This is a genomic window from Streptomyces thermovulgaris (genome assembly GCF_002155915.1).
GTDB classification, from domain to species: Bacteria; Actinomycetota; Actinomycetes; order Streptomycetales; family Streptomycetaceae; genus Streptomyces; species Streptomyces thermovulgaris.
The window spans coordinates 16,255-30,914 of the sequence record NZ_MUME01000111.1 but is presented as its reverse complement, the minus strand read 5'-3'; the positions used below and the strand labels follow the sequence as shown (position 1 = coordinate 30,914).

At 73.5% G+C, this 14,660-nt stretch carries 14 protein-coding genes; 5 read left to right on the top strand and 9 right to left on the bottom strand.

All coding sequences use genetic code 11. The features are described 5' to 3' along the window. Positions 1-97: 97 nt before the first annotated feature. The gene (locus tag CCN35_RS11600) at positions 98-337 is read left to right on the top strand and encodes a CstA-like transporter-associated (seleno)protein (protein WP_245863121.1); all 240 of its coding nucleotides are present in this window, start codon (positions 98-100) and stop codon (positions 335-337) included. Between the two features lie 86 nt (positions 338-423). Here the strand turns inward: CCN35_RS11600 and CCN35_RS11595 are convergent, their stop codons facing one another. The 5 genes from CCN35_RS11595 to CCN35_RS11575 form a co-directional block, all read right to left on the bottom strand. Beyond that, positions 424-663, bottom strand: a complete 240-nt coding sequence (locus CCN35_RS11595; protein WP_245863121.1) for a CstA-like transporter-associated (seleno)protein — start codon at positions 661-663, stop codon at positions 424-426. Continuing rightward, positions 660-2,780 (bottom strand): carbon starvation CstA family protein, encoded by a 2,121-nt coding sequence (locus CCN35_RS11590; protein WP_067392130.1) that lies wholly within the window; start codon positions 2,778-2,780, stop codon positions 660-662. Before CCN35_RS11590 ends, CCN35_RS11595 begins: the two co-directional genes overlap by 4 nt. A 415-nt stretch (positions 2,781-3,195) precedes the next feature. Next, positions 3,196-3,576: a MazG-like family protein gene (locus CCN35_RS11585; RefSeq protein ID WP_067392066.1), complete on the bottom strand. Its 381-nt coding sequence runs from the start codon at positions 3,574-3,576 to the stop codon at positions 3,196-3,198. An 87-nt stretch (positions 3,577-3,663) separates the two neighbouring features. Then, positions 3,664-4,254, bottom strand: a complete 591-nt coding sequence (locus CCN35_RS11580) for a DoxX family membrane protein (RefSeq protein ID WP_086792505.1) — start codon at positions 4,252-4,254, stop codon at positions 3,664-3,666. 213 nt (positions 4,255-4,467) lie between these two features. Beyond that, positions 4,468-5,529, bottom strand: coding sequence for a Gfo/Idh/MocA family protein (locus tag CCN35_RS11575; RefSeq protein WP_086792509.1), 1,062 nt, complete (start codon positions 5,527-5,529; stop codon positions 4,468-4,470). Positions 5,530-5,674: 145 nt separating this feature from the next. Between CCN35_RS11575 and CCN35_RS11570 the strand changes: the two genes are divergently transcribed. From CCN35_RS11570 to CCN35_RS11555, 4 genes are all read left to right on the top strand, one after another. Continuing rightward, a complete protein-coding gene (locus CCN35_RS11570) occupies positions 5,675-6,994 on the top strand; it encodes a multidrug effflux MFS transporter (protein ID WP_086792503.1) in 1,320 nt (439 codons plus the stop codon). Further along, positions 6,952-8,166: a serine hydrolase domain-containing protein gene (locus CCN35_RS11565; RefSeq protein WP_067392058.1), complete on the top strand. Its 1,215-nt coding sequence runs from the start codon at positions 6,952-6,954 to the stop codon at positions 8,164-8,166. The genes CCN35_RS11570 and CCN35_RS11565 overlap by 43 nt, the downstream gene beginning before the upstream one ends. A gap of 32 nt (positions 8,167-8,198) precedes the next feature. Continuing rightward, the gene (locus tag CCN35_RS11560; RefSeq protein WP_067392057.1) at positions 8,199-9,194 is read left to right on the top strand and encodes a small ribosomal subunit Rsm22 family protein; all 996 of its coding nucleotides are present in this window, start codon (positions 8,199-8,201) and stop codon (positions 9,192-9,194) included. Between the two features lie 410 nt (positions 9,195-9,604). Then, entirely contained in the window at positions 9,605-10,342 is a 738-nt protein-coding gene (locus CCN35_RS11555; RefSeq protein ID WP_067392056.1) for a bifunctional DNA primase/polymerase, read from the top strand. A gap of 92 nt (positions 10,343-10,434) precedes the next feature. Here the strand turns inward: CCN35_RS11555 and CCN35_RS11550 are convergent, their stop codons facing one another. The 4 genes from CCN35_RS11550 to CCN35_RS11535 form a co-directional block, all read right to left on the bottom strand. Further along, complete coding sequence (locus CCN35_RS11550; RefSeq protein WP_086792501.1) at positions 10,435-11,445, bottom strand: SCO2278 family lipoprotein; 1,011 nt, start codon at positions 11,443-11,445, stop codon at positions 10,435-10,437. Positions 11,446-11,710: 265 nt separating this feature from the next. Next, positions 11,711-12,529: a heme ABC transporter ATP-binding protein gene (locus tag CCN35_RS11545; RefSeq protein WP_079129641.1), complete on the bottom strand. Its 819-nt coding sequence runs from the start codon at positions 12,527-12,529 to the stop codon at positions 11,711-11,713. Next, positions 12,526-13,620, bottom strand: a complete 1,095-nt coding sequence (locus CCN35_RS11540; RefSeq protein ID WP_107501041.1) for a FecCD family ABC transporter permease — start codon at positions 13,618-13,620, stop codon at positions 12,526-12,528. Before CCN35_RS11540 ends, CCN35_RS11545 begins: the two co-directional genes overlap by 4 nt. Beyond that, entirely contained in the window at positions 13,617-14,621 is a 1,005-nt protein-coding gene (locus tag CCN35_RS11535; protein WP_079129640.1) for a heme/hemin ABC transporter substrate-binding protein, read from the bottom strand. The genes CCN35_RS11540 and CCN35_RS11535 overlap by 4 nt, the downstream gene beginning before the upstream one ends. Positions 14,622-14,660: the final 39 nt, after the last annotated feature.

The window sequence follows — 14,660 nt, the reverse complement described above, 5'->3', positions numbered from 1 at the left end:
CGCTGCCGCTCGTCGAGGCCGAGTACGTGGAGTCCAAGATCCCGCCCCTGCCCGAGGCCAAGCCCGTCGGTGCCGTGAGCACGCCGGCGGGCTGCTCGTGAGGTCGCCCGGCGCCGCCCCGCCCGCGACGGGGCGGGGCGGCGCCCTGGCGCGGATCCGCCGCTGTGCCGCGTGGATCCGCTGGTACGTCAAGGAGCTCAACGGCGAGCACGCGTACGCCCGGTACGCCGAGCGGGCCCGGGCAGCGGGCGAACCGGTCCTGAGCCGGCGGGAGTTCGAACACCGTCGTGTGGACCGCCGCGACGGCGATCCGCGCGAGGGCGGCCGCTGCTGCTGACGGCACGGCCCGTACGGCACACGGCATCCGCGGGCGGGCCGTGCCGGGCCCGCCCGCGGATGCCGTGTGCCGTACGGGCCGTGCCGTCAGCAGCAGCGGCCGCCCTCGCGCGGATCGCCGTCGCGGCGGTCCACACGACGGTGTTCGAACTCCCGCCGGCTCAGGACCGGTTCGCCCGCTGCCCGGGCCCGCTCGGCGTACCGGGCGTACGCGTGCTCGCCGTTGAGCTCCTTGACGTACCAGCGGATCCACGCGGCACAGCGGCGGATCCGCGCCAGGGCGCCGCCCCGCCCCGTGGCGGGCGGGGCGGCGCCGGGCGACCTCACGAGGAGCCCGCCGGGGTGCTCACGGCACCGACGGGCTTGGCCTCGGGCAGGGGCGGGATCTTGGACTCCACGTACTCGGCCTCGACGAGCGGCAGCGAACCGCCGTTGCGGATCGCCTTGACGGCGACCCGGGCGCAGGCGAGCACCACGACGAGCGTCAGGAGCGCGAAGACCGCCGAGAGCGTGCCGGTGACCGTCGAGTTGGTGACGATCGTGGCCATGTCGTCCAGGGACTTCGCGGGAGCCAGGACGGTGCCCTCGTCGAGCGCCTCCTGGTACTTGGCCCGCTGGGCGAAGAAGCCGACCTTCGGGTCGCCGGAGAACACCTTCTGCCAGGAGGCGGTCATGGTGACGGCGAGTGCCCAGGCCAGCGGGGCGCCGGTCACCCAGGCCCACTTCAGACGCCCCGACTTGACGAGCAGAGCGGTGCAGATGGCCAGGGCCATGCAGGCGAGGAGCTGGTTGGAGGTGCCGAAGAGCGGGAAGAGCTGGTTGATACCGCCGAGCGGATCGGTGACACCGACCCAGAGGAAGTAGCCCCAGGCGAGGACGACCGCGGCCGAGGTGATCCAGATGCCGGGCCGCCAGTCCTTGTCCTTGAACCGCGGCACGACGTTGCCGATGGTGTCCTGGAGCATGAAGCGGCCCACCCGGGTGCCGGCGTCCACCGCGGTGAGGATGAACAGCGCCTCGAACATGATGGCGAAGTGGTACCAGAACGACATCATGCCGTCGCTGCGGAAGGCCTCCGAGAGGATCACCGCGATGCCGACCGCGAGCGTCGGCGCACCGCCGGTGCGGGCGACGAGGGTGTCCTCACCCACGGAGCGCGCCATGTCCTGCAGGGTCTCGGGCGTGATGTGGAAGCCGAAGCCCGCGACCGCCTCGGAGGCGGACTGCAGACTGTCGCCCAGGACGCCGGCCGGGGCGTTCATCGCGTAGTACAGGCCCGGGTCGATGACGCAGGCGGCCACCAGGGCCATGACCGCGACGAAGGACTCCATCAGCATCGAGCCGTAGCCGATGAGGGGGACGTGCGACTCCTTCTCGATCATCTTCGGGGTGGTGCCCGAGGAGATCAGGGAGTGGAAGCCGGAGAGGGCACCGCAGGCGATGGTGATGAAGGCGAAGGGGAAGAGCGATCCGGCGAAGACCGGTCCGCTGCCCTCGCGGGCGAAGTCGGTGAGCGGGTCGACGGTGAGGTCCGGCAGCGCGAACAGGACACCGAGCGCGAGCAGCACGACCACCCCGATCTTCATGAAGGTCGAGAGGTAGTCGCGCGGTGCGAGCAGCACCCACACGGGCAGGACGGAGGCCACGAAGCCGTAGATCACGAGGCAGACGACCAGCGTCCTGGGGGAGAGGGTGAAGGCGTCGGCCAGGGAGGAGTGGGAGACCCAGTTGCCGCCGGCGATCGCGGCGATCAGCAGCGCGAACCCGAGCAGACTGACCTCGGTGACCCGGCCCGGCCGCAGATAGCGCAGGTAGCAGCCCATGAGAAGGGCGATCGGGATGGTCATCGCGATGGAGAAGACGCCCCAGGGGGACTCGGCGAGCGCGTTGACCACGACCAGCGCGAGCACGGCCAGAAGGATGATCATGATGGCGAAGACCGCGATCAGCGCGGCGATGCCGCCGGTGCGGCCGATCTCCTCGCGGGCCATCTGTCCGAGCGACTTGCCGTTGCGGCGCATCGAGAAGAAGAGGACCACCATGTCCTGGACGGCACCCGCGAAGATCACGCCGACGATGATCCAGATGGTGCCCGGCAGATAGCCCATCTGCGCGGCGAGCACCGGACCGACCAGGGGGCCCGCGCCCGCGATGGCCGCGAAGTGGTGGCCGAAGAGGACGCGCTTGTCGGTCGGGTGGTAGTCGACGCCGTCGTCGAACCGCTCGGCGGGAGTGGCGCGCCGGTCGTCGACCTGGAGTACTTTGTAGGCGATGAATCTCGCATAGAAGCGCTGCGCGATCAGATACGAGCCCACCGCGGCGGCGACGATCCAGATTGCCGAGATTTTCTCGCCGCGGGCGAGTGCGAGTACGGACCAGCTCGCGGCGCCGAGTACGGCGACGGCTGTCCAGATCGCCAGTCGTACGGGGTTGAATGTACGCACGGTCACCTTCCCTGCTTTCTTTCGCGGCAGGCCGGGGAGGGCGAGTGCCGCGGCCCCGGTCCGGAGCCCGCGAACCCGGATGCTGCCGGTGTGGCAGCGGACGGCGACCTCGCGGAACCAGCGGCAACCGGGCAGCAGAGGACCGCCGCATCACCCGGGCGCCGACAGGGGCCGCGACACCCAATTGCACCACTGTTCACATGGCTGGATCACATGCCCGCACAAGGAAAACAGGGAGCCATTGAGCGGTCAACACCGGCGACTGAAAAACATCACATGTCATTCCCTGTTCGGCGGACATGCCGAGGGGAAGTCGAAATCAAAGGAAATGATGAAGTGGTGATGGAAACGATGGGAATGCCAAGAATCACGGGTGTTCGCGGAGTATCCGGCCGAGTATCCGCAGGTGCGGAATTCAGCAGGCTTCGCCCGTCGTGAGCGAACGTTCGCGGACCTTCGCCAGGTGCCGGGTGAAGACCTCCCGGGCCTGCGGGGTCAGGGTGCGCAGGGCGACCAGGGCCGTGACCGCCACGTCGCACAGCTCGGCCCGGACGTCGTCCCAGGTGTGGGTCGTGCCCTTGCGCGGGTTCTGGCCGGTCGCACCGATCACCGCCTGGGCGACCTCGCCGGCCTCCTCCTGGAGTTTCAGGACACGCAGCAGTATCTCCTGGCGGCCTTCATGGACACGATGGCGGTCCAGCCAGGCCCACAGGGCGTCGATGGTGGCCCACAGGTCCTCGGCAGGGGCCGGCGGGGCGTCCGGTCCGCCCGGTCCGTCCAGTCGCTGATCGGTCATGGAGCGCAGCCTGCCACGTCCCGGCCGGCCTTGAGGGCCGTTCTCCCGGCGGCCCGCCTTCCCGGGCGGCCGCCCCCTCGGCCCCCGCTACTCCTCGAACTCCTCGAACATGCGGTCCTCGAACGCCTGCTCCTCGAAGAGGAACTGCTGCTCGCCCTCCTTCTCCCTCTCCCTCCGCAGCCGCCTGGCACGCGCGCCCACGACCACGGACGTCACCGCGCCCACCGCGGCGAACGCCGCCGGGACCATCCAGCCGCGGTTGACGACATGGCCGAGGGCGTGGTCCACGGAGAGCCGGCCCGGGCCCGCGACGGCCAGGCCCGCGCAGGTCAGTCCCAGGGAGGTGGCGTGCTCGTAGCCGCCCTCCTGGGCGAAGAAGCCGTTGGGCACGTGCACCGCCGCGGCCCCGGCCATCGCGCCGGCCGCCGTCGCACCCGCCGCCGGAGTGGCCAGGCCCAGGGCCAGCAGCAGTCCTCCGCCCGCCTCCGCCAGCCCCGCCGCCACGGCGCTCGCCCTGCCCGGCCGGTAGCCCACGGACTCCATGAACCGGCCGGTCCCCTCGATCCCGCCCCCGCCGAACCAGCCCAGCAGCTTCTGCGCGCCATGCGCGGCCAGCACCCCTCCGGTGCCCAGCCGGAGCAGCAGCAGACCCAGATCGCGTCGGTCACAGCGGTTCACGATGACTCCCGGGCAGACGACGGAAACCGACGGAAACCCCTCCCGTGACCCCTCCCCACGTCCTTCTCCCGGGTTTCCACCGTCGCGCCGCCCACACCTGTCCCGCCCCTCCCGAGCACCGGCCGGGCGGGTGCCGTCCGGCCGTACCCGGCCGTGCCCGGCTTCACCCCCCGTCCGCACCCGGCCGCACCGCCCGCACCCGCCCGACGGGCCTCAGACCGGCGCGGGCTCCCCGGACCGGTCCGCCTCCCCCGGATAGCGCACACCGATCCGTTCCCGGACCGCGTCCAGGGTCCGCATCACCGCGAGGGTGCCGTCCAGGGGGACCAGCGGTGACTCGGTCTCACCCGCGCGCAGCGCCCGCATCACCTCCAGCGCCTCGTGCCGGAAGGACGAGGGCGGACCGTCGGCCGGGTCCGCGGTGAACTCCTCCGGCGCCCGGCCGTCACGGTGCAGCACGAAGCGCTCGGGCTGGTAGAAGCCCGACGGGACGTCGATACGGCCCCGGGAGCCCGTGACGGAGGCGCAGGTCGCCGTGGCGCCGACGATGGAGCAGTGCACCTGGGCCAGCGCGCCGCCGTCCCAGTGGAGCAGGGCGCCGGTCTGGAGGTCGACGCCCTCCGCCGAGAGCACCGCCCTGGCCGTCACGTCCGACGGCTCGCCGAGCAGCAGGTGCGCGAAGGCCACCGGGTACACACCGAGATCGAGCAGCGCCCCGCCGCCCAGGTGCGGATCGCGCAGCCGGTGGGAGGGCGGGAAGGGCCCGGCGATCCCGAAGTCGGCCTGGACGGTGCGCACCTCACCGATCGCACCGTCGTCGACCAGGGCCTTCAGCCGCCGTACCAGCGGATTGCAGTACATCCACATGGCCTCCATCAGGAACCGGCCGTGCCCGCGCGCCAGCGCGACCAGTTCCTCGGCCTGCCGCAGGTTCAGGGTGAACGGCTTCTCGCACAGCACGTTCCGCCCGGCCTCCAGGCACAGGCCGGCGGCGCCGCGGTGGGCCGCGTGCGGCGTGGCGACATAGACGACGTCGATGCCGTCGTCCTCGGCGAGGGCCTTCCACGAGCCGTACGCCCGCGGGATCCCGAACCGCTTCGCGAACGCCCGCGCCGACTCCTCGCTGCGCGAGGCCACCGCCACGACCTCCGCGTCCGGCAGCCGCACGATGTCCGCCGTGAACGCGGCCGCCATCCCGCCCGTCGCCAGGATCCCCCAGCGCGTCCTGCGCCCCGCTCCTTCGTCCGCCCCGTGCACTCCCGTGCCCCTGCCCATCGGTCCCGTGCTCCCGTTCATCGGGTCCGTGCCCCCGCTCATCGGGCCTGTGCCCCCACTCATCCGGCTCCGTCCTCGGCTGTCCGCCCCGGCACTCGTACGAGCTGAGAGCATAGGTGCGGAACAGTCGCACAGGGAGGGACACATGTCCGAGGGAGGGGCGTCGGCGCCGCACGCGCCACGGGCGGTCGCACCGGGGACACCGGGGAGGGAAGCCGGACCCCGGACCGGCCGGGCACCGGACCGCGCCGCACGCCGCACCGGCCTGCTGGTGACCCTGCTCCTCGGCGGACTGACCGCCACGCCTCCGCTCGCGATGGACATGTACCTGCCCGCGCTGCCGGAGGTCACCCGGTCCCTGCACGCCCCGGCCACGACCGTCCAGCTCACGCTGACCGCCTGTCTGGTCGGCATGGCGCTCGGGCAGCTGGTCGTCGGCCCGCTGAGCGACCGGTGGGGACGCAGGCGCCCGCTGCTCGCCGGGCTGGCCGTCTACGTCCTCGCCACCGCGCTGTGCGCCCTCGCCCCCGGCGTCGAGGTGCTGATCGCCCTCCGGCTGCTGCAGGGCCTGTCGGGCGCGGCCGGCATCGTGATCGCCCGGGCGGTGGTGCGGGACCTGTACGACGGCGTGGCCATGGCCCGCTTCTTCTCCACACTGATGCTGATATCCGGGGTCGCCCCGATCGTGGCGCCGCTGATCGGCGGTCAGATCCTGCGGGTGACGGACTGGCGGGGCGTGTTCGTCGTCCTGACGGCGGTGGGGGTGCTGCTGGGCGCGCTCGTCTGGACACGGCTGCCGGAGACCCTGCCGCCCGCCGAGCGGCACGGCGGCGGCGTCGGCGAGACGCTGCGCTCGATACGGTGGCTGCTCGCCGACCGCGCCTTCACCGGCTGCCTGCTCACGGGCGGCTTCGCCTTCGCCGCGCTGTTCGCGTACATCGCCGCCTCGCCGTTCGTCGTCCAGGAGGTCTTCGGCGCCTCTCCGCAGACGTTCAGCCTGCTGTTCGGGCTCAACGCGGTCGGGCTGGTCGTCGCCGGCCAGATCAACGGCCGGGTGCTGGTCGGCCGGGTCCGGCTGGACCGGGTGCTGGCCGTCGGGCTCGCGGTGGTGATCCTGGCCGCGGCCGCGCTGCTGCTGATGACGACGGGCGTTTTCGGCGACACGGGGCTGACGCCCGTGGCCGCCGCGCTGTTCGTGCTGATGTCCGCGATGGGCATCACCCTGCCCAACACCCAGGCCCTCGCCCTGATGCGCACCCGGCGGCACGCCGGCTCCGCCTCCGCCCTGCTCGGCACGTCCACCTTCCTCATCGGTGCGGCCGCCTCCCCGCTCGTCGGGATCGGCGGAGGACGCACCGCCGTTCCCATGGCGGTGGTCCAGCTGGCGGCCGCACTGGTGGCGGCGGCCTGCTTCCTGGGCCTGTGCCGTCCCTGGAGGCCCTGGACCGTGGAGGAGGAGAGCTGAGCGCACCGAGACTGCGCCGGGACACGCCGCACAAGGCCGGACTCGACCCCGAGGAGATCCGCCGGCTCGTCCGCGAGGTCCACGACCTCACCGCCGGGGAGCGGCCCTGGGCGGCGGGCGCCGTCGTGATCGCCGGGCGCGGCCCGGTGATCGCCGTGGCGGAGGCGGCGGGCTGGGCCGTGCGGTACGCGTCCTACGACCCCGGCACCGACCGGGGGGTCGAACTGCCGCCCGACGCACGGGTCCCGACGACCGTCGACACCCCCTTCGACCTGGCGTCCCTGACCAAGCTGTTCACGGCGGTCGCGGCCGTGCAGCAGATCGAGCGGGGCACGCTGGACCTCGACGCGCGCGTGGGGGCGTACCTGCCGGAGTTCCGTGTCGCCGAGCACGGCGTCACCGTGCGGCAGCTGCTCACCCACACCTCGGGGCTGCGGCCCGAGCTCCCGCTGTACGACTGCCCCGACGACGCCTCGCGGCTGGCGATGCTGCGCGCGGAACGACCGGTGAACGCGCCCGGCACCCGCACCTACTCCGACCTCAACCTGCTCCTGGTCCAGCACGTCCTGGAGCGCGTCACCGGCCGGCCGCTGGACGTCCTGATCCATGACGGGATCACCCGCCCGCTGGGCATGGGCGCGACCCGTTTCGGCCCGTGCCCCGGCGCGGCGGCCACCGAGGACCAGCGGCGGCCGTGGGCCCGGGCGGACCGGGGGATGCTGCGCGGCGAGGTCCACGACGAGAACGCCTGGGCACTGGGCGGAGTGGCCGGTCACGCGGGCCTGTTCTCGACCGCGTCCGACCTGGCGGTGTTCTGCCGCGCCCTGCTGGCGGGCGGCTCCTACGGCCCCGCCCGCATCCTCGGCCCCGGCCACGTCGAGCTGCTGCTGGCCCCGCCGGGCCTGGGATTCGCCGTCGACCAGCCGTGGTTCATGGGGGAGCTGGCGGGACGGGGAGCGGCGGGACACACGGGGTTCACGGGGACGTCCCTGGTCGTCGACCCGGCGACGGACACCTTCGTCGTGCTGCTGGCGAACACGGTGCACCCGCGCCGCCGTCCGCCGGACAGCAGACCGCGGGCAGCGGTGGCGACACGGCTGGCACGGGCCGTACGGGGAGCCGCGCGGGGAGCCGCACGGGGACCCGGGCACCGGGGCACCCACCGGGCCTGAGAGACCTGCGGGAGACCTGAGAGAATCGCACGGTGAACGACGCCGCATCCTCCGACGCCGCCTCCCGCTCGGAGACCCTCCGCACCACCCTCTCCGCCCTGCTCGACGGGCTGCCGCCCCGCCGGACCGCGGAAGCCGTGGAGCGGCTGATCGCCAGCTACCGGGGGGACACCCCCACCGACGCGCCGATCCTGCGGGACCGCGCGGACGTGGTCGCCTACGCCGCGTACCGGATGCCGGCCACCTTCGCGGCGGTGCGCTCGGCACTGGCGGCGTTCACGGACGCCGCGCCCGGGTGGGTGCCGGGCAGCCATGCCGACCTCGGCGGCGGGACGGGGGCCGCGGCCTGGGCGGTCGCCGCCACCTGGGACGGGGCGCGGCCGGTCACGGTGCTCGACTGGGCCGAGCCCGCGCTCGCCCTCGGCCGGGAGATCGCCGGGGCCGACCCGGACCTGCGCACCGCGCGCTGGCAGCGCGCCCGGATCGGCACGGGCCTCACCCTCGACCCCGTCGACCTCGTCACCGTCTCCTACGTCCTCGGCGAGCTGACCGACGCCGACCGGGCCGCCGTCGTGACCGCCGCCGCAGACGCCGCGCAGGCCGTCGTGGTCGTCGAGCCCGGCACACCCGACGGCTACGCCCGGGTCATGGAGGCCCGCGACCGGCTGACCGCGGCCGGCTTCCGCATCGCCGCACCCTGCCCGCACAGCGCCGCCTGCCCCATCGTGCCCGGCACCGACTGGTGCCACTTCTCGGTCCGCGTCAGCCGCTCCTCCCTGCACCGGCAGGTCAAGGGCGGATCCCTCCCCTACGAGGACGAGAAGTTCAGCTATGTCGCCGCCGCCCGCTTCCCGGTCGCCCCGGCTCCTTCCCGCATCGTCCGCCACCCCCGGATCCGCAAGGGCCAGGTCCTTCTGGACCTGTGCGAGCCCGAGGGGCTGCACGGCCGTACGGTCACCAAACGCCACGGCGACCGGTACAAGCCGGCCCGGGACGCGGTCTGGGGAGATCCCTGGCCGCCGCGATAGCCCCGGCGGACGGTGCCGGGCCGCGCTCGCGCGAGAAGGCGCACCGCACCGCCGGGCCCTTCGCCCGCACAGGTGATGCGCGGCTTCCGCGGCCTCACAGACCCTCGTTCGAGGGAATCACGGTCCGGCCGGGGCGACGGCCGGACGGGCCGCCCGCGCCGGGCCGGACGCCGTACGGACCCCGGCCGGCGGGGCCTCGGGGCCGTGTCGTGCGTCACTGCCGCTCGGACCGCTCGAACCGCTCGAACCGCTCGACCAGGGACTCGATCAGGAATTCGACCGGGAATTCGACCGTGGATTCGAGGCGCCCGAAGAGCCCCGACCGCCGGTGATCTGCGCCGCAGTGACCCGAGGCGCAGGATGGTGGGACGATAGGGCATGCTGTCCACACCAGCGAGGCGAGGGGATAGATGAGCGCGGACTTCGGCGGCCGGACCGGCCGGCAGGGCAAACTCACCCAGTGGCTGCGGGGACGCCGCCCGAAGGACACCGCCGACGACGGCGGTCGTGAGGCCCTGCTGCTCGCCGCCGCCGCCGCGGGACTGCCCCTCGCCCCCGCCGCCCACCCGGCGCCCGGCTACCGCTGTTCCTGCGACCGCGTGGGCTGTCCCACCCCCGCCCGGCACCCGGTGTCGTTCGCCTGGCAGACGCAGTCCACGACCGACCGCGCGCAGATCGAGCGCTGGGCGCGGCACCAGCCGCAGGCCAACTTCATCACCGCGACCGGCATGGTGCACGACGTCCTGGACGTGCCGCTCCAGGCCGGCCGGGAGGCCCTGGAGGAGCTGCTCGCCGCCGGTGTCGAGGTCGGCCCGGTCGCCGAGAGCGACGACGGCCGCATGCTGTTCTTCACCCTCACCCGCGGCACCCCCGAGGACGAGGACGAGTGGTGGCCCTGCGAGCTGGACTGCCACCCGGAGACCATGGACGAGCATCCGGGGCTGCGCTGGCACTGCCGCGGCTCCTACGTCCTCGTACCGCCGGCCCGACTGCCCGGCGACGACAATCCGCAGGTGCGCTGGGTGCGCGGGCCCGAGCATCCGCTTCCCGACCCGCTCTCCCTCCTGGGCGCCCTCACCGACGCCTGCGCCCGCCATGTCACCGACGACCCGGACCACCTCTCCGCGGCCTGGCCCCTGCACCGCTGAACCGTGCCGCGCCGCCCGGCCGCCGGGAGCGCGCCGTGCGCTCTCCTCGCCGGGAGGCCGCACCCGCGTGCCCGCACGGCGGCCGCCCGCCGTCACTCCCCCCGGGCCGAGGTGAGCCCCTGGACACGGGCCAGCACCGACACCTGGGACCCGCCGGAGCCGCCCGCGCTTCGCGGAGGGGCGAGGGCCACCTGGTTGGAGATGAACTCCATGGTCAGGGACTGCCTGATCTCACCGGTGGCCAGGGCCCGGACGTTCTTGTCGGGGGTGGGGACGGTGGTCCCCTGGGCGGCGGTCTGCTTCTCGTAGTGCCGGGTGGTGAAGAAGACCAGCGCGCCGCCGTCCGCGGTGCGCAGCGCCAGGGGCGCGAACGGACCGTCCGTCATCGGCTGGTCGATGTACTGCCGGGCCAGCCCCGGCCGGCTCGCGTTCTTGGCGCGCACCTCGCGCCAGCGGGTGGTGTGCGCGCCCGGTGCGAAGGTCTCCCCGCCCTTCTGCAGATACGTCGCGTAGGCCCGGCTCATGTCACGGGGCGCCAGCGCCAGTTCGGCGGTGTTCGCGGGAACGGCCTCCGCCAGCCCGTCCGCGTCCTTCTTGAACTCCGGCACCTTCCCGGGCGCCACCAGCGTCAGATACGCCACCTTCCACTTCTCGCCGAGGTCGTAGCGCAGGAACACCAGCAGCCAGCGCACGTTCCCGCCCTTGTTGCCCTTGGCGTCGGCGACGAACCAGCGCGGCCAGCCCGCCTTCTTGGGAATCGTGAACCTGGCGTCCGTCAGCGTCAGCGGCCGGTGCGCGGAGTTGCCGCCGGGGTTGTTGACACGGCCCGCCTTCAGCCGCGCCGCGTCGATGGCGCCGAGCGCGCCGGTGACGTAGTCCGCGTCCAGAGAACTGTCGTAGGCCCTGTCGGCTCTGTTGTAGGCGGCCGTGAACTGCTCGAGCGCCCTCGCCGCCTCCGCGGGCGTGGTCGCCGGAAGCACCTCGCGCTCCCCGTGCACCACCACGCACCCGCTCGCCGTCAACGACAGCACGGTCACCGCGACCGCCGCCGGCGTCCGACGTCCGAGCCTGCGAAGCCTCCGAGGGCCGCGAACCCTGCTCATCGACTACCGTCCCCTTCCCCTTTTTCCCCATCCCGGAGGCGAACCTTATCGGGGCAAAGAAGCGTATGAGGGCCGGGACCGGGTGCACCAGCCGCATCAGCCGCACCCCGGTCACCCCGGCCACCCCGACTCCGGTCCCGGCCGGTCTCCCGCGGACCCTCCCGCGGGACGTGGACGCCATACGCCGGTACGCCCGCGCCGCGACCTGGACCGACACGCCCCGGACCGGACGAAAACCGCCCCCGAAGAACCTGCTGAGGGTACGTCAGGGATCGCGTCGCGGGATCACGAGGAGCGCACCCGTCCGCGGATGCGGCAGGACCTCGACCGGCTGGTCGTAGACCCGGGAGAGCAGGGGCTCGGAGAGGACCTCGCCGGGCGGGCCGTCGGCCGCGACACGGCCCGCGCACAGAATCGCGATCCGGTGCGCGTAAGCGGCGGCCAGCCCCAGGTCGTGCAGCACCACGACGACCGCGTCCCCGGCTTGTGCCCTTTCCCGGCACAGCCGCAGCACCAGCTCCTGGTGCTTCAGGTCGAGCGCGGCGGTCGGCTCGTCGAGCAGCAGCAGCGGGGCCCGCTGGGCCAGCACCCGGGCGAGCGCCACCCGGGCCCGTTCACCGCCGCTGAGCGCGGAGAAGGGGCGCGCGGCGAACGCGGTCACCTCGGTGGCGGCCATCGCCCCGGCCACGACCTTCTCGTCCTCGGCCGGGGAGGCGGCGTGCGGGGCCCGGCCCATCCGCACCACCTCCTCGACCGGGAAGGGGAAGGAGATCGTCGTCGCCTGCGGCAGCACGGCCCGGCGCAGCGCGAGTTCGGGCGCGGTCCACTCGGCGGCCGGGCGGCCGAAGAGCCGTACCGTGCCCCGCGTGGCCGTCAGATCGGCGGCGAGCGCGCCCAACAGGGTGGACTTCCCCGCCCCGTTGGGGCCGACCAGGGCCAGCACCTCGCCGGCCCGGACGGTGATGTCCACCCCGGCGAGCACCTCGCGGGCGCCCAGGCGCACCCGCAGCGCCTCCGCCTCGGCGAGCACGTCCCCGGGGCGGGCCGGGGGCGGCGGGACCGGTCGTGTCCTGAGCGTTCTCAAGCCCAGCCTCCTTGCCTGCGGCGGGTGCGACGCAGCAGCCAGAAGAAGAACGGGCTGCCGATCAGCGCGGTCAGTACGCCGAGCGGAAGCTCGGCGGGCGCGGCGACGGTACGGGCCGTCAGATCCGCGGCGAGCAGGACGAGCGCGCCCAGCAGGGCGCTGCCCGGCACCAGGAAGCGGTGCCCGGGACCGGCCACCAGGCGCAGCAGATGGGGGACGACCAGGCCGACGAAGCCGATGATCCCGGCGACGCTCACCGCGGCCGCCGTCAGCAGCGCGATGACCAGCACCAGGACGATCCGCAGCCGCTCCACGTCCACGCCCAGGTGCCGGGCCGGCCGTTCACCGAGCGAGAGCAGGTCCAGCCGGCGGCTGTACAGCGGCGCCAGGCCCAGACCGAGCACCGCGCACGGCAGGACGGCCAGCACCTTCGGCCAGGTCGCCTGGGAGAGCGAGCCGAGCTGCCAGAAGGTGATCTGACTGACCGCGGCCGAGTCCGCGAAGAACAGGAACAGCCCGATCAGCGCGCCCGCGAACGCGTTCACCGCGATACCGGTGAGGATCAGCGTCACCACTTCCGTACGGCCGCCCGAGCGCGACATGACGTACACCAGCAGGACCGTGCCGAGTCCCGCGACGAAGGCGAACGCCGGCACCGTCCAGGTACCGAGGAAGTTCAGCCCGAGCGCGAGGGCCGCGACCGCGCCGACCGCCGCGCCCGAGGAGACGCCGATGACGCCCGGCTCGGCCAGCGGGTTGCCGAACACCCCCTGCATCAGCGCGCCCGCACAGCCCAGCGAGGCGCCCACGAGCAGCGCCAGCACGATGCGCGGGAAGCGCACGTTCCACAGCACCGACTCCGGGACCCGGTCCAGTGCGGTGCCGCCCAGCCCCGTGCGGTGCAGCACCGAGGACAGGACCTCCCCGGTGGGGATCGGGTACGCGCCCAGCCCCGCGGCCACCGGCACCAGGACGAGCAGGGCGAGGAGCAGACCGCCCGTCAGCGCCCAGGGGATCCCGCGCCGCCCGGAGCCCACGACGGAGGCGGGCGATGCCTGGACGGACGCGTCGTTCACCGCGGGCGCGGTCATCGCGCACCGTCCCCGTACAGCTGGGTGACCACCGACCGCAGCACCTGGTCCGTGCGCGGCCCGTAGTTGAGCAGCACCCCGTCCTCGACCGAGACGATCCTGCGCTCCATGCCCGCCGGAGTCTGGGCGATACCGGGGATCTTCACCAGTCCGTCGAGGCCGCCGACGGACTGAAGTCCCTTGTCCATGACGAGGATCGCGTCCGGGGCGGCCTTCGCCAGCGCCTCGGTGGTGATGGCGGTGAAGTCCTTCCTCAGCCCGGAGTCCGCGCCCGCGTCGACCGCTCCGGCCGCCTCGATGAGCGAGGTCGCGCCCGACTGCGCGCCGCCGATGAGATGGACGGAGGCGGAGCCGCGCAGATACAGGAAGGCCACGCGGGGACGGTCGGCGTGCGCCGGAATCTCCTTGCGCACGGCCTCGATGCGCTCCTGCGAACGCCGGGTCAGACGCCTGCCCGCCTCCGGGACCCCGAGGGCGTCGGCGACCGCCTGGATGCGGGGCCCCACGTCGTCCAGGCCGGTGGCCGGGGCCACCACGAGCACCGGGACGCCCGCGGCACGGATCTGGTCCACGGCCTCCTGCGGTCCGGTGGTCGTCTCGGCGATGACCAGGTCGGGGGCGAGCGACAGGACACTCTCGGCGGATACGTCGTGATTGCGGGTCACCACCGGCAGGTCCCGGGCCTGTTCGAAGGTGGCGGTGACGTCCCGGGCGACGACCCGGTCGCCCAGGCCCAGGGTGAACACGATTTCGCTGAGGCTGCCCGACAGCGGCACGATCCGCCGTGCGCTGCGGACGGTCACCTTCCTGCCGTCGGCCGACTCGACGGTGACGGGGAGCCGGGGCGCGTCCGTGTCCTTCAGGGGTTCGACCCGGTCGGCGACGGTGTCCACCACCGTCGTGGCCCTGGTGTCCGAGGCCCCGGTGGTGCCTTGGCATCCGGTCGCGGTCAGGGCGAGGGCGAGCACCGACACCAGTGCTCCCGCCAGTTGTGTGCGCAAGCGTCGCACGGTTCGGTTCCGTTCCTCTCGGGGGAGTGC

Coding starts and splice junctions, on each gene's coding strand:
- CCN35_RS11570 (WP_086792503.1), top strand. CDS start 5,675: ATGTCCGAGGGAGGGGCGTCGGCGCCGCACGCGCCACGGGCGGTCGCA.
- CCN35_RS11555 (WP_067392056.1), top strand. CDS start 9,605: ATGAGCGCGGACTTCGGCGGCCGGACCGGCCGGCAGGGCAAACTCACC.
- CCN35_RS11540 (WP_107501041.1), bottom strand. CDS start 13,620: ATGACCGCGCCCGCGGTGAACGACGCGTCCGTCCAGGCATCGCCCGCC.
- CCN35_RS11585 (WP_067392066.1), bottom strand. CDS start 3,576: ATGACCGATCAGCGACTGGACGGACCGGGCGGACCGGACGCCCCGCCG.
- CCN35_RS11575 (WP_086792509.1), bottom strand. CDS start 5,529: ATGGGCAGGGGCACGGGAGTGCACGGGGCGGACGAAGGAGCGGGGCGC.
- CCN35_RS11550 (WP_086792501.1), bottom strand. CDS start 11,445: ATGAGCAGGGTTCGCGGCCCTCGGAGGCTTCGCAGGCTCGGACGTCGG.